Origin of the sequence: Stenotrophomonas sp. AG209 (genome assembly GCF_003550055.1) — a bacterium.
In the GTDB taxonomy this organism is placed as follows: Bacteria; Pseudomonadota; Gammaproteobacteria; order Xanthomonadales; family Xanthomonadaceae; genus Stenotrophomonas.
Map to the genome: position 1 here is coordinate 306,836 of NZ_QXDB01000001.1, position 13,346 is coordinate 320,181.

Annotated in this window: 15 protein-coding genes; 4 read left to right on the forward strand and 11 right to left on the reverse strand. The window is 64.6% G+C overall.

The annotated features are described in order from the left end of the window. Nucleotides 1-294: 294 nt before the first annotated feature. The 3 genes from DFO63_RS01405 to DFO63_RS01415 all read left to right on the forward strand — a co-directional run bounded on the left by DFO63_RS01405 (nt 295) and on the right by DFO63_RS01415 (nt 2,336). Complete coding sequence (locus DFO63_RS01405; protein ID WP_119006258.1) at nt 295-1,050, forward strand: tetratricopeptide repeat protein; 756 nt, start codon at nt 295-297, stop codon at nt 1,048-1,050. Between the two features lie 458 nt (nt 1,051-1,508). Beyond that, nucleotides 1,509-1,865, forward strand: coding sequence for a hypothetical protein (locus DFO63_RS01410; protein WP_119006259.1), 357 nt, complete (start codon nt 1,509-1,511; stop codon nt 1,863-1,865). Beyond that, entirely contained in the window at nt 1,866-2,336 is a 471-nt protein-coding gene (locus tag DFO63_RS01415) for a hypothetical protein (protein WP_119006260.1), read from the forward strand. A 48-nt stretch (nt 2,337-2,384) separates the two neighbouring features. Here DFO63_RS01415 and DFO63_RS01420 read toward each other — a convergent pair whose 3' ends face one another. From DFO63_RS01420 to DFO63_RS01470, 11 genes are all read right to left on the reverse strand, one after another. Next, the gene (locus DFO63_RS01420; protein WP_147416380.1) at nt 2,385-2,753 is read right to left on the reverse strand and encodes a hypothetical protein; all 369 of its coding nucleotides are present in this window, start codon (nt 2,751-2,753) and stop codon (nt 2,385-2,387) included. Between the two features lie 79 nt (nt 2,754-2,832). Further along, nucleotides 2,833-3,084 (reverse strand): hypothetical protein, encoded by a 252-nt coding sequence (locus DFO63_RS21925; protein WP_147416382.1) that lies wholly within the window; start codon nt 3,082-3,084, stop codon nt 2,833-2,835. Nucleotides 3,085-3,759: 675 nt separating this feature from the next. After that, complete coding sequence (locus tag DFO63_RS01430; RefSeq protein ID WP_119006263.1) at nt 3,760-4,491, reverse strand: hypothetical protein; 732 nt, start codon at nt 4,489-4,491, stop codon at nt 3,760-3,762. Between the two features lie 54 nt (nt 4,492-4,545). Further along, nucleotides 4,546-5,172: a nucleotidyltransferase family protein gene (locus DFO63_RS01435; protein ID WP_119006264.1), complete on the reverse strand. Its 627-nt coding sequence runs from the start codon at nt 5,170-5,172 to the stop codon at nt 4,546-4,548. Next, the gene (locus tag DFO63_RS01440) at nt 5,148-6,209 is read right to left on the reverse strand and encodes an XdhC/CoxI family protein (protein ID WP_119006265.1); all 1,062 of its coding nucleotides are present in this window, start codon (nt 6,207-6,209) and stop codon (nt 5,148-5,150) included. The genes DFO63_RS01435 and DFO63_RS01440 overlap by 25 nt, the downstream gene beginning before the upstream one ends. A gap of 9 nt (nt 6,210-6,218) precedes the next feature. Then, nucleotides 6,219-8,423: an aldehyde oxidoreductase molybdenum-binding subunit PaoC gene (gene paoC / locus DFO63_RS01445; RefSeq protein ID WP_119006266.1), complete on the reverse strand. Its 2,205-nt coding sequence runs from the start codon at nt 8,421-8,423 to the stop codon at nt 6,219-6,221. Further along, entirely contained in the window at nt 8,423-9,373 is a 951-nt protein-coding gene (locus DFO63_RS01450; RefSeq protein WP_119006267.1) for a xanthine dehydrogenase family protein subunit M, read from the reverse strand. The genes paoC and DFO63_RS01450 overlap by 1 nt, the downstream gene beginning before the upstream one ends. After that, entirely contained in the window at nt 9,370-10,017 is a 648-nt protein-coding gene (gene paoA / locus DFO63_RS01455) for an aldehyde dehydrogenase iron-sulfur subunit PaoA (RefSeq protein ID WP_119006268.1), read from the reverse strand. The genes DFO63_RS01450 and paoA overlap by 4 nt, the downstream gene beginning before the upstream one ends. A gap of 367 nt (nt 10,018-10,384) precedes the next feature. Next, entirely contained in the window at nt 10,385-10,717 is a 333-nt protein-coding gene (locus DFO63_RS01460; protein WP_014037205.1) for a hypothetical protein, read from the reverse strand. Nucleotides 10,718-11,045: 328 nt separating this feature from the next. Continuing rightward, nucleotides 11,046-11,522 carry a nuclear transport factor 2 family protein gene (locus tag DFO63_RS01465; protein WP_087922607.1) on the reverse strand — a complete coding sequence of 159 codons (477 nt, stop codon included), beginning with the start codon at nt 11,520-11,522 and terminating at the stop codon, nt 11,046-11,048. A gap of 61 nt (nt 11,523-11,583) precedes the next feature. Beyond that, nucleotides 11,584-12,153, reverse strand: coding sequence for a TetR family transcriptional regulator (locus tag DFO63_RS01470; RefSeq protein WP_119006269.1), 570 nt, complete (start codon nt 12,151-12,153; stop codon nt 11,584-11,586). Nucleotides 12,154-12,321: 168 nt separating this feature from the next. Here DFO63_RS01470 and DFO63_RS01475 point away from each other — a divergent pair, with 168 nt between their 5' ends. Beyond that, on the forward strand, nt 12,322-13,275 hold the full coding sequence (locus DFO63_RS01475) for an alpha/beta hydrolase (protein WP_119006270.1): 954 nt from the start codon (nt 12,322-12,324) through the stop codon (nt 13,273-13,275). The last annotated feature ends 71 nt before the right edge of the window (nt 13,276-13,346 follow it).

The following is a 13,346-nucleotide window of genomic DNA, read 5'->3' on the forward strand; positions in this document are numbered from 1 at the left end:
TATACTAGGATCCGCTTTTTCCGCAGTCTGTTACCCTTCAGTGCGAGGTGGTTGAAGATGTAAGCCAGCCCGGTGTCGGCTACTATCGAGACGCTACTGTTGATGCAGATGTCTGCTTCAGACCAAAATCGGACCTCTACCCCACCCCCGATAACGCAGGCTTATCTCGACTAGACATGCTCGGCGGGGAGCGGGGCCATTCGCATAATCTCTAGCCTGCTCACGCCGCCGTCCAGTTGGCACATCTCTCCTCCTAACTACAGTTCCACCCCTCACAAGGACGAGGCGGTACACATGCCCTACATCGGAATCGGACTCCACGTACTGGCGGCCATCTACTTCGCGGTGCACGCCATCCGCTCGGGCCAGAGCCTCTACTGGCTCATCCTGCTCTTCTCATTCCCGCTGCTCGGCAGCGTCGTCTACTTCCTGGCGATTTACTTCCCGGAAGTCCGCCACTCGCGCGGCGCCCGGCAGGTCGTCCGCTCCGCCAAGCAGCTCATGGATCCGGGCCAGGACCTCCGCAACGCCCGCGCCGAGCTGGCGCGCACGCCCACCGTGCAGAATCGGGTTCGCCTGGGCATGACGCTGCTCGATGCCGGCCAGGCGGAGGAAGCCAGAACCCTGCTTGAGCAAGCAGCCAGCTCGCCGCTGGCCGACGACCCCTACATTCTGACCGGCCTTGCCCGTGCTCGCCTCCAGTCCGGGCACGCCGCACTTGCAGTCGAGACGCTGGACGGCCTGTTCGCCCGCCATCCGGATGTGCGCCGCAAGCCAGAACAGACCCTGCTCTATGCGCAGGCATTGGCCGCCACCCAGTCGCCCGACGCCCGCGCCGCGTTCGAGCGCGCTGTGGAATGGGGAAACGATGCGGCCGCCCGCTGCCTGTACGCCGAGTGGCTGATGGCGCAACCGCAGCCCGCCGACCGTGAGCAGGCCCGCAGCCTGTTCGCCAGCATCATCGACGATGCCCAGCACTGGTCGCGCCATGCGCGCAGCCACAATGCCGCGTGGCTGGAGCGGGCCAAGGTCGCGTTGAAAGGCTACTGACGCCTGCCAGCCCTTGGTAATCCTGTCGCATCCGCCTCGCTCATGGCTCCGCCGGGCGGATGCCGACACCCGTCAGGCTTGGACCGCCGACATCGCCGACAGCCTTACAGCGCAATGCTCCAGCCTCATTGCGCCGTATGCAACGATTCTGAAAATGTTGAAAGTGTTGTCGGCATCGGCCTTACTGCATTGGCATCACGCATAGGTCCGCGTATTCCTTGCCGTGCCACCGTGCATCGGTGGTCGGGATTCGAAACCCCGGTTCTACGCTGAAGTAAACGCTTGCCAGCCGGCATCACCCATCAGGTGGTGCCGGCTGGCAATCCGTCGGCCGGCTATGGCGGGCGGTGCGCGGAGGCCTTGTGCCTGCCGGTTTTAGCGTAGACCGGGTTTCGAACCTCGCACCGTCCGCCACCTTTATCGGTGGCGGCTTCTGCATGCACGCAAGGAGCCCTGCCATGACCCAGCCCCACTCCCCTGCCCCGCACCCGATCCACGACGCGCCCGCCAGCGGCCCCGTGCTGGATCCGAATACGCTCATCGCCCTGCTGCACAGCATCGGCGCCGGTGCCGCCTCCGACGGTCAGCCCTGGCCAGAGCGCCACCAGATGCCCGGTCGACGCATCGCCCTGGCGGATACCGATTGCTCGCTGGCCGGCCTTCGCGTGGTGCTGGAAATCCTGTTGGCCGCACAACGCGCCCGCGAGAACGGCGAGTTGGAGCAATACGTCGGCCCGCGCGTCATGGAAGGGCTGATCATGGCCGGATTGGGGCTGGCGGCGCACGCCAGCATACGGGTGCGCCCGGACGGCTGAGTGACGCGGCATCGCTGGGCGGCCACCGCGCTCTGTCTCGTCGCGGTGGTTATGGCACAGGCGCAGTGGCCGGCGCCACCGGTGCCCTTGCCTATCGGGTTCCAAAGCATCAACGACGATCGATTCTCACAACTGCGCCGCCAGGCGATGCAGTTCGTGGAGTCTCGGCCACGACAGGGCTTCCAGTTTGTCGAGCGGCATCGAGATGCCGAGTTCCAGGTTCATTGCCGAGACGTACCGGTGCTGTGGCTGGAGAGGCGCTCGCAACATCTGCTGCTGGGGGTCTCATTGGACGCGGAGCAGCGGGCGCCCGCGGCTCTGCAGCTTGGTACGTTGCTTCAATGGCAGCTGCAGCCGTTGGGCTATTTGGAGCAGGTACTGGCAGACGTGCCGGAACCTGTTCTGTTGGATCGGGTGCTGCAGATGTTCGCAGGCGAGGCGCATGAGGGGGTGCGATGTGGCATGCAGTAGTCGAGCCTGGCTCGACGCTACAAGGGCGTGGGTTGATGCCCCTCTCGGCTAGCGGTAAGGCTCGAAAGTCATTTCGCCATCGGGACCGCCCTCGACGACGTACTTCCCGCCGCCTCCGCGAACACTGGAGTCCCCATAGGGAAGCGGCATGAGCTGCACAACCACTCTTGAGCCCTCCAGGTAGACGATTGCCTGGTAGTTAGCAATATCCGCCAAGTGCCGATCCAGCCCAGGAGTGCCATGTGCTTGTGCCTTCAGCTTCTGGCTAAAGTCCTGACAGGCCCTGGAGAAGGCAGAAATCACAGTCGACTCTGAGGTCTGAATTGCTTCCGATCCAAGCACAACAGGCGGGAACAGCGCCACTCCGAGTCCGATCGCCACAGCCAGGCCACAACACTTTCGAATCAATCCGTTCATGTTATGTCCCTTCCTCCGTAGCTGCATGATGTGGCCCTGCCGGTAGATTGCGTTCCAGCACCGTACGATCTGGTAAGACCTATGATGCCTTCGCTTGCCGGAAACGAAGCAGGCCGACAGACCCGATTTTCCACATGGCAAATGCCACGCAAAGAGAGAAAGCGACAAACGCCAAGCCCGCAAACCCATAGTCTCGGCTACCTTCAGCAAGATCAATCAGCACGAAAGCAAGGAATACTGAATTCACGGCAGCCCCAAGGCAGGCAACCAGCCTGAGTGCCCAGAAGAACATGATGTAGTAAGCCTGAAGAAATCGATTGTATCTGCTCATTTCGTAGATGGATTCTCTCTTCCTATCGTTTTCTGGCACATCGCTGAGCCGCCATGCGAGCCGCTTGCTCTAGCTCGGAATCCGCGCCCTTCACTCCCTTCAGCGCGGCACTCTTGAGCCATGCGTACGCTTCATTGGATGACTCACAGTCCTGTTTGTCCCTCAACATGAAGAACACGTTGTACTGTGCAATCGGGTGCCCCAGCGCTGCGGCATAGACAAGCCACATATGGGAGCTGCCGGCCGTGCCTTTGCCCTCAAAGTGGCGTGAAATCCGAAACGCCGCCTCAGCGTCGCCTGCATCTGCGCGCCCAATCAACGTAAGTAGCTGCTTGTCATCAAGCACCGCAGCGCTGTCCGTTGCGATCGAGCCGTCAAGCTCAACTATCGGCCTGTCCGGCTGAGGGGGCACCTGCGCATTAACCAACCCGGCACCCGCAAGGCATATGAGAAGACCGGTTACCCTGCATATGGTCATTTGATGGCGCCGCCCTCGCTCATGAAATCCACCTGTTCCTCAAGATTGCTATTGTCCTTTCCACATGCGGGTGTTTTTCCGCAGTTCCCTTGATCTGGATGCCCAGAGCTTGTCTTGAAGAAGGGGGTGCGGATTCTCGCTTGCGATGTGTCTGGTGGGGCGCCATGTGGTGTGCTGTAGTCCAGCATTGCTCGACTCTACAGAGGCGCGGGCTGCGGCGGCTCAGGTTCGTGGATGGAGCCTTCGAGCAAGGCGACGTAGGTGTCCAGGCGGATGCGCATGCTGATCAGCATCCAGCCCAACAGGTACAGAACCACCATGGCGAGGATCAACAACCCGCCGACCAGGCTGACGTCGAAGGCGCCTGCCCAGTCGCCCCATTTCCATCCCCGGAACTGCAAATAAAACGCTATGAGCAGCGGGAATGGCCCAAGGCGTTGCAGCCCGCCGTACATCAGGCCCATGCGCTCGATCATGTTGTTGCGCAGCTGACTGACATACTTGAGGCGGCGCTCGCGCTCAATGCGAGGGAAACGGCGAAGCTCGGTAACCACCGCTTGCCAGTGGGCGAAGTCACCGTCCATCTCCTTGGCGTGCGACAGCCGTGGCTGACTGAATTGGTGGATGCCTCTGCGGGCGGCCAAGGCGCCTCCAACAACGAAGCCCCCGATTTCGATTGCAAGGCAGGCAATAACCACCTGGAGTACCGCGCCAGTAGGCAACCACCGATCCGGAAGCTGAGCAGTAAGTATGCCGATGATCGCCGCACCCATGCCGATGCGAAACGACCAGGTCTCCACCCTCCCCGCCTTACGATAGATGCTATGTTCAACCAGCCCTTGCACCCGCTGGTAGAGCCAGTGGAAGGTCAGTTCCTGGTGCTTGGTCCTGTCCGGCGAATCGAATCCGCCCTCTGCCTGCATATCCATTGCGTCCCCCTGCCCGCCGGCGCAGATGCCGGCGCCACCATCGTAGCCGACGACTCACCTCCCGGCATCGATCCAGCCCGCAAGGCGCGCACGCGCGAGATCTTCTGGCGTGTCGATATCCAGGCCCAGCTCCGGCGCTTGAAGGACATGCACGGCATCGATGGGAAGCTGCCTCAAGCGCGCTCCGAAGCCGCGGTCACCGCTTGCACCCACCTGATTGAACCATGCGCGCGGCACCACTGCAGGAACGCCAAGGGCGTTTCCGTGACGGGTGCCAGCGCATCCTGACGCAGACGCGCTGACCCCCGAAAGCAACGCCTGCAGATGGGCGTGCTCGATCGCGGGCTGGTCGCATGCCACAACCATCACGGCGGCCACACTGGGCAGCAGGTGTGTGCCAGCAACCTGCAGGCTGCTGGCCAGGCCGCTTTCCCAGTGGTGGTTGGTTACCGGGGTGGCATCCAGTCCGGAAATACTGGATGTCACGGCCTGTGCGTTCCCGCCCACCACCACCAACACCTGCGCTGGCACGAGCTCCAGCGCCAGCCGCACCACGCGATGCACCAGGGTCTCGCCCTGCCGGGTCAGAAGCTGCTTGGGCTGGCCAAGCCGGGTGCTGCCGCCCGCAGCAAGCACGACGACCGCATGCGCGGCCGTCACGTGCCGGCGGTGCTTCGCCATTGCTGCAGCTGCGCGGCAATGCTGAGCGAAATCGCCTCCGGCCCCCGCCCGCCGATGTTGAGGCCGACCGGTGATCGAAGCCTGGAAGACAGGCGGTTGCGCTGATCCTGTGTCAGCAGTTTGAACAGATCCTCACGCCTTCGCCGCGGACCCAGAAGTCCAATGAAGGCAACCTCGGTATCGGCCAGGGCCACCAGCGCCTCGCGGTCCAGCTCGAAGTCGTGGTGCATCACCAGCACCGCGTCGCACGGGTCGGCATGAAGAGCCTCGGCCGGGCTCACCTGGAGCTGTGCATCCGCGCCCTGCCTCGCTGAGGACCAGCGCGCTCGTCGTTCGGCCACGCTGACCCGCCACCCCAGGCCCCGCAGCAACGGAACCAGGAAGGGCGTTTCGGGACCGCCCCCCAACACCAGGGCCCGCGGAAGCCGGGGCAACGGCAAACGCCACGCTGCTTCTCCAAAGCGCTGCGCCCCGTCCATCGGATGCAGCTGCCATGCCTGCTCGCAATGGCCGGCGCGGAAAACGATCTGCCCCGAGGTGCGAAGGTCGCGCTGGAGTGACACACCGTCGCGCAACCACGCCTCGATCACGTCGTCGATGCCGGACATGGCACGCAATGGCAGGAGCGCAATCCGAAGCCGGCCGCGGCAGCCGAGCGCGGACCCACTCAACAGGTCATCGTCACTGCGGGTGTCGATCTCGATCCAATCGACCTGCCCCGCCGCGCTCACCTGCTCCGCGCGACGCGCGAGCTCGGGCTCCAGGCATCCGCCGCTGAGCCAGCCGGTCTGGTTGCCGTTGCAGAACAGCACCATGTCGCCGGCACCGGCGTAGGTGGAGCCATCGGTTTCCAGCACCAGCGCGAGCACGGCGTGCTCCCCCGCGCGCACGCGCGTCAAGGCAGTCTCGAGCACGCCGCGCGGGCTTCCTTCGGTGAGGAAGCCCGGCGCTGCGGACAGGTGCGCGGCAGGATCTCTGGGCTCCACTCCCTCTGCCGCAGAGGCCTCCAGGACGGGTGAGGCCACGGGTCGGTCCATGCGCAAGGGTCAGCCCACGTCGGGCAAGCCGGGCAACAGCTTGTCCAGGGTGATGGGATAGTTGCGCACGCGCACACCGGTGGCGTTGTAGACCGCATTGGCGATCGCGGCCCCGACCCCACAGATGCCCAGCTCACCGACACCCTTGGCTTTCATCGGCGAGATCACCGGATCCAGCGTGTCGAGGAAGACCACTTCCTGGTGCGGAATGTCGGCGTGCACGGGAACTTCGTAGCCCGCAAGGTCGTGGTTGACGAACAAACCAAGCCGTTTGTCGACCACCAGTTCCTCCATCAGGGTCGCGCCTGCGCCCATCACCATGCCGCCGATGACCTGGCTGCGTGCGGACAGCGGGTTGAGGATCCGGCCGCCATCGCATACGGCAAGCATCCTGCGGATGCGCGTCTCTCCGGTGTAGGCATGCACGGCGACCTCGCAGAAATGCGCTGCATAGGTGCCGACGTCGTAGCCCTGCTTGAAGTCGCCGAAGGCAATGCCGTCCTCTGCCGAAAGTGTCCCCGCTTCGGCCAGGTCGATGGTCCGCCCACCCGCCTGGATACGGCCATTGGCGAAGTTTGCGGTGTCGCCGTCGAAGCCCAGTTTCTCGCCCACCTTGCGGCGCAGGCTGACGCACGCCGCGTACACGCCTGCGGTGGAGCTTGCCGCGCCCCACTGGCCACCGGAACCGGCGGAGGCCGGATGGCGGGAGTCGCCAAGCGTCACCTGGACCCGGTCCAGCGGCACGCCCATGGTCTCGGCCGCCGTCTGCGCGATGATCGTGTAGGAGCCGGTGCCGATGTCGGTCATGTCGGTTTCCACGATCACCCCGCCCTGGCCGTCAAGCCGGACCCGCGCCGCCGACTTCATCGTCGGTGCGCCGCGATAGCCGGCGGACACGCCCATGCCGACCAGCCAGTGCCCTTCCCGTACCTGCGCCGGCTTGGCGTTGCGCTTGTTCCAGTTGAAGCGCTCCGCGCCCTCGCGCAGGCAGCGCACCAGGTTGCGGTCGGAGAACTTCTTGGACGGATCACCGGGCACGACCTCGGGTTCGTTGAGGATGCGGAACGCGATCGGGTCGAGGCCCAGCTTCTCGGCCATTTCGTCCATCGCCACTTCCAGCGCCATGTGGCCCGGTGCTTCGCCCGGCGCGCGCATCGCATTGCCTTCGGGCATGTCGAGCGTGGCGATGTAGTTGGCCACCAGGCGGTTGGCGCCTGCATAGAGCTTGGGCGTCTGCAGGGTGCCGTTCTCGCCGTCCTCGCCGTTGATATTGCCCGACCAGTTCTCATGGGCGATGGCGGAGATCCTGCCGTCCTTCGCGCAACCGATCCGGACGCGTTGGATGGTTGCGTGCCGGTGCGTGGTGTTGTTGGGCATCAACGGGCGTTGCAGCGCGATCTTCACCGGCCGCCCGACCTGCTTGGCGGCCAGTGCAGCCAGCACCGCATCGGCGCGGATGAACAGCTTGCCGCCGAAGCCGCCGCCAATATAGGGCGAGTCCACGCGCACATTGCCAGCATCGATGCCGAGGATCGCGGCCATGCCCTGCCTGGCCCAGTCGATCATCTGGTTCGAGGTCCACAGGGTGAGCGTGTCGCCTTCCCAGGCGGCGATGGTGGCGTGCGGCTCCATCATCGAATGACTTTCGTCGGCTGTGTGGTAGGTCTCGTCGAGCTTGACCGCCGCGCTCGCGTAAGCGCTGTCGAAATCACCCAGCGTCTGCCGGTCGGGCTTGCCACCGCGCCCCTTGGCCAGCGGCGCGGACGGCGCGAGCGCTGGGAAATCGAAGCGCCCCTTGCCGCGCTCGTAACGGGTGCGGATCAACGCCGCAGCGGCGCGGGCCTGCTCGAAGGTCTCGGCCACCACGCAGGCAATGGCCTGGTGGTAATGGGCGACCTCGGGCCCGCCGAACAGTGGCGCGTTGTTCCAGTTCGACTTGCCGACCGGCTTGGTTTCCGGTGCGGTGATGACCGCCAGCACGCCGGGGGCGGCACGTGCGCGGGAGACATCCATCGAGATGATGCGCCCCTTGCCGATGCCCGCGCCGACGATGTAGCCGTAGACCTGATTCGGCGCGACGTCATGGCGCTCGTAGGCATACGGGGCGGTGCCGGTGGTCTTGCGTGGGCCGTCGATGCGCGGCGTCGACTTGCCGACCACCTTGGCCTTGTCGAACAGGTTGTCGCCGGCGGGGGCGTTGAATTCGAGGGGCATCAGCGCTCTCCTTCGGCCAGGACGGCTGCGAGCGTGCGCTCGGCGAGCGCGATCTTGAACGCGTTCTCCTGCGTTGGACGGGCACCGGCGAACACTTGCCGGGTCGCGGCCTTGACGCTGTCGCGCAGCAGGGGTTCGGCTGCTTCGATGCGCCACGGCTTCGGCGCGACCCCGCCGAACGCGAACCGCGCCGAGCCGTCACGCTGCACGACCGCGGCGACCGAAACCAGTGCGAACGCATAGGACGCGCGGTCACGCACCTTGTGGTACACGTGCCGGCCGCCCAGCGGCTCCGGCAGCGTGACGTGGGTGATCAGCTCACCGCGCTGCAGCACATTGTCCTGCTGCGGCGTGTCGCCGGGGGAACGATGGAACTCGGCAATCGGAATGCTGCGCGTGCTGCCATCGCCCTTGATGGTCTGGATCGAGGCGTCCAGCACACGCAAGGCCACCGCCATGTCGCCCGGATAGGTCGCGATGCAGCTGTCCGAGGTGCCGATCACGCCCATCTGCCGGGAGAACCCCTCGAGCGCGCCGCAGCCTGATCCGGGCAGGCGCTTGTTGCAGGGCAGATGGGGGTCGTAGAAGTACGGGCAGCGCGTGCGCTGCAGCAGGTTGCCGCCGGTGGTGGCCTTGTTGCGCAGCTGCCCGGACGCGCCAGCCACGATCGCGCGGGTCAGCACACCGTAGTCGCGGCGCACGCGCTCATGCGAGGCCAGCGCGGTATTGGTGACCAGCGTGCCGATGCGCAGGCCGCCGTCGTCCGTGGGTTCGATCCTGTCCAGGCCGATGTCCTGCACGTCGACCAGGTGCGCGGGCGTCTCGACCTCCAGCTTCATCAGGTCGAGCAGGTTGGTTCCTCCCGCCAGGAACTTCGCGCCCTCGGTGCCGGCGACGGCCCTGGCGGCCTCGGCAGGAGACTTCGCGCGCTCGTAACTGAAGACCTTCATGAGCGCCCCCTTCCAGAGGCCGCGCCAGCGACCTCTTGCATCGCCTCGGCAATGTTGGAATACGCGCCGCAGCGGCAGAGGTTGCCGCTCATGCGTTCGCGCATTTCCATGTTGGTGGCCTGCGGCCGTGCGCTGACATCGGCCTGCGCATGGCTGGGGACACCGCGCTTGATCTCGTCCAGTACCGCCACCGCCGAACAGATCTGCCCCGGCGTGCAATACCCGCACTGGTAACCGTCATGCTTGATGAAGGCGGCCTGCATCGGATGCAGGTCATCAGGGGTTCCGAGGCCTTCGATGGTAGTGATGGCATCGCCCTGGTGCTGCACCGCCAGGCTGAGGCAGGCATTGATGCGTTCACCGTTGACCAGCACGGTACAGGCACCGCATTGACCGTGGTCGCAGCCTTTCTTGGTGCCGGTCAGTTTCAGATGTTCGCGCAGGGCGTCGAGCAGCGTGGTCCGCGTGTCCAGCTCGAGCTCACGATGCTTGCCGTTGACCGTCAACGCCACCGTGCTGATGACCGGCGGCCTGGGCGGTGGGGACGCCGCCAGTTCGGCGGCGAGCGATGACGCCCCCGGTGCGGCGGACATCGCCATGGTCGTGGCGCCGCCGGCGATCACCTGGCGACGCGTCAACTTCATTCCTTCGTCCCAACTTGGCACAGTGACCTCCTGGCGTTCGGGGAAACCCCGTGGCTGGATGGACGCGCTCAGACTACCCAAGTGGCACTATGCCCGTCTGGGTAGTACAGATCTGTGAAGCCTGTCCAGGGTGTGCCTGCATCGTCGGCCGAGCCTGCTGGCCGGTCATCTTCAACGCCGCCTCTGGCAAACGTGCGCCTGGTGGACAGCGTATTGATGCCCGGGTAAAGCTGCCCAGACAGGCCCACAGCGCGCCGTGGGCTGGCCTGCGGAACTGCATCATGCGGCGCTCGGATACGGTGCCGCGTCGGTGGTCAGCAACCGCTGTGGTCCGGGCGAGCTGCCACGGCCGTGCGTGATGCTGGACTCATTGCCGTGTGGATCGACTGCGGGAAGACGCCAGAAGGATGAGCAGCACATAGCAGGCCAACGCCCCCAGGGCCAGGCCCATGGCCTCGAGTTCCCAGTTCCTGCGGTACGGAGAAGGCCCGATGAAGGCCCAGATCAACACGAGCGCCCCAATCACGAGCATGGTCTTGTTGGCTGCTGAGATGAGCTTGGCAGCAGAGGGATACCCTAGATTGGGGTCGAACGGGCCGAGCATCCAGCCGAGGCTCTTGAAGTAGTCACGTGCAAGAAAGAACAGGAAGACAAACACCCCCATGAGCACGCTCGCCAGCAGCTGATAGTGCGGTTCCATGGCAGCCTCTTGAGGGGATCTGGCGTTTCCACGCGTGGACGCCCCGCAGCTTAGCCGGATTTACATGAGGAGTGCATCCGTTGGCCGGAAGCGGACGCTAGCGGCGTGGTTGAGGCGCGCGGCGTGGTGGCAGGCAATAGTCGAGCATGGCGCGACTCTACAGAGGCCCGCCAAGCGGGCCGAAGGGTTCATGGGAAGGCGGGCCACTGCGCAAGCGGTGAGCCAGGAACACGGCGTGTGCCGTGTGCGATCAGCCTAGGCAGCACACCGTTGCTGCGGTAGGCCCGTGGAGGGGGGCGTGATGTTGCATTCCGGGAAGCAATGCGAATCACATGCCCAGATCAGACAGCCCCGGATGATCATCGGGGCGGCGCCCCAGCGGCCAGTGGAACCTGCGGTCACTTTCCTTGATCGGCATGTCGTTGATGCACGAAAAGCGGCGTTGCATCAGGCCATCGGCGCCGAATTCCCAGTTCTCGTTTCCATAGGAACGGAACCAGTTGCCGGAGTCGTCATGCCACTCATAGGCGTAGCGCACGGCAATGCGGTTGTCGGTGAAGGCCCATAGCTCCTTGATCAGCCGGTACTCAAGCTCCTTGTTCCACTTGCGGGCCAGGAACTGCCGGGCCTCCTCGCGGCCATGGGTGAACTCGGCGCGATTGCGCCACTCGGTGTCCAGCGAATAGGCCAGCGAAACCTTGTCGGCATCACGGGTGTTCCAGCCATCCTCGGCAAGGCGCACTTTCTCGATGGCCGATTCGCGGGTGAACGGGGGAAGTGGCGGACGGGGTGCTTCAATGGACACGGTGGGGCCTCCAATCAAGTGGATGAACGGGGTGCTTCGACGGGTTTTGATGGCTCAGGCGTCAGCGCCTGGCCTGCTCCAACAACACCTTTGCAACATCCCTTGCAGTGTCTGCGGCGGTGTAGTCGCCCATCACGCGCGAGACGGTGATGGCGCCTTCCATGAGAACCAGCAGCTGCCGCGCCAGTGCGGCGGGCTGCTTGATATCCAGTTGCGTGGTGAGTTCCAGCGTGTAATCCAGCAGCTTCTGCTTGTGATGTTTGGCGATGTGGCGAATCGGATCGTCGGGGTCGCCGACCTCGCCTGCGGTGTTGATGAAGGCGCAGCCGCGATAGCCCTCGGACTGGAACCACCCTTTGAGCACGGTGAACATGCCGAGGATGCGTGCTTCCGGGGTGTCGGCCTTGTCGCACTCCTGCTGGAACCAGGCGAGCCAGCGCACGTCGCGCGCGTTCAATGCCGCAGCGGCCACCTGGTCCTTGTTTTCAAAGTGCCGATAGATGCTCTTCCGGGCAACGCCGGAGGTCTTCACCAGCAGGTCCATGCCAGTGGCGTGGATTCCGTTCTGGTAGATCAGCGCCTCGGCGGTGGCCAGGATCTTCTGCGCGGTGTCGGTGCCGGTCTTGTGCATGGCTGAAAGGTAGAACGCTCGTTCTCCCTTGTCAACGGGCAATGGTTGGCGGTTCGTGTGTGCACAACCGTGCAAGACGATCTATCAAGAAATCCGGACATTTCATCATCCAGGCGCCTGATTGCTGGCGCAAAGTACGCCTCACCACCCACCCATGAGAGTTTCCGCATGAACACCTTCGCCCGTACCCTGGCCGTTGCCGCCCTCGCCCTCTCGGTCCAGGCCGGCCTGTCCGCGCAGGCCGCCGAACCGGCCAAGCCGGCAGCGGTCACCAGCATCGCGCGCACCGCCAGCTACATCACCACCGCCGATGGCGTGCAGCTCTACTACAAGGACTGGGGCCCGAAGGACGGCCCGGTGGTCACCTTCAGCCACGGCTGGCCGTTGAACTCGGACAGCTGGGAATCGCAGATGATCTTCCTGGCCAATCATGGCTACCGCGTCATCGCTCACGACCGCCGTGGCCACGGCCGTTCCAGCCAGCCGTGGGATGGCAACGACATGGATCACTACGCCGATGACCTGGCCACGGTGATCAACACGCTGGACCTGCACGATGTCACCCTGGTGGGCTTCTCCACGGGCGGCGGCGAAGTGGCGCGCTACATCGGCCGCCATGGCACCGGCCGGGTGAAGAAGGCGGTACTGATCAGTTCGGTGCCGCCGCTCATGCTGAAGACCGCCGACAACCCCAATGGCCTGCCGATGGAAGTGTTCGATGGTATCCGCAAGGCGCAGATGGACAACCGCGCACAGCTGTACAAGGACATCCCGTCGGGCCCCTTCTACGGCTTCAATCGCCCGGGCGCGAAGGTGTCGCAGGGCCTGATCGATGCATGGTGGGCGCAGGGCATGCAGGGTGGCCACAAGAACACCTACGATTCGATCGCCGCGTTCTCGGCCACCGACTTCCGCGCCGACCTGAAGAAGTTCGACGTGCCGACGCTGGTGATCCACGGTGATGACGACCAGATCGTGCCGATCGACATCTCCGGCCGCCAGTCGGCGAAGCTGATCAAGGGCGCACGGCTGATTGTGTACCCGGGTGCGCCGCATGGCCTGACCGACACCCACAAGGACAAGGTCAACCAGGATCTGCTGACGTTCCTGCAGGAAAAGTAAACAACAGGGGCTCCGGCAATGTGCCGGAGCCCGTTTCCTGTTGAAGGCGCTGCCTCGATGCTGGCCTTCCG

Bases quoted from the DNA above. Each gene is read 5' to 3' on its own strand.
- DFO63_RS01405 (WP_119006258.1), top strand. From the start codon at position 295: ATGCCCTACATCGGAATCGGACTCCACGTACTGGCGGCCATCTACTTC.
- DFO63_RS01410 (WP_119006259.1), top strand. From the start codon at position 1,509: ATGACCCAGCCCCACTCCCCTGCCCCGCACCCGATCCACGACGCGCCC.
- DFO63_RS01420 (WP_147416380.1), bottom strand. From the start codon at position 2,753: ATGAACGGATTGATTCGAAAGTGTTGTGGCCTGGCTGTGGCGATCGGA.
- DFO63_RS21925 (WP_147416382.1), bottom strand. From the start codon at position 3,084: ATGAGCAGATACAATCGATTTCTTCAGGCTTACTACATCATGTTCTTC.
- DFO63_RS01430 (WP_119006263.1), bottom strand. From the start codon at position 4,491: ATGGATATGCAGGCAGAGGGCGGATTCGATTCGCCGGACAGGACCAAG.
- DFO63_RS01435 (WP_119006264.1), bottom strand. From the start codon at position 5,172: ATGGCGAAGCACCGCCGGCACGTGACGGCCGCGCATGCGGTCGTCGTG.
- DFO63_RS01440 (WP_119006265.1), bottom strand. From the start codon at position 6,209: ATGGACCGACCCGTGGCCTCACCCGTCCTGGAGGCCTCTGCGGCAGAG.
- paoC (WP_119006266.1), bottom strand. From the start codon at position 8,423: ATGCCCCTCGAATTCAACGCCCCCGCCGGCGACAACCTGTTCGACAAG.
- DFO63_RS01450 (WP_119006267.1), bottom strand. From the start codon at position 9,373: ATGAAGGTCTTCAGTTACGAGCGCGCGAAGTCTCCTGCCGAGGCCGCC.
- paoA (WP_119006268.1), bottom strand. From the start codon at position 10,017: ATGAAGTTGACGCGTCGCCAGGTGATCGCCGGCGGCGCCACGACCATG.
- DFO63_RS01460 (WP_014037205.1), bottom strand. From the start codon at position 10,717: ATGGAACCGCACTATCAGCTGCTGGCGAGCGTGCTCATGGGGGTGTTT.
- DFO63_RS01470 (WP_119006269.1), bottom strand. From the start codon at position 12,153: ATGCACAAGACCGGCACCGACACCGCGCAGAAGATCCTGGCCACCGCC.
- DFO63_RS01475 (WP_119006270.1), top strand. From the start codon at position 12,322: ATGAACACCTTCGCCCGTACCCTGGCCGTTGCCGCCCTCGCCCTCTCG.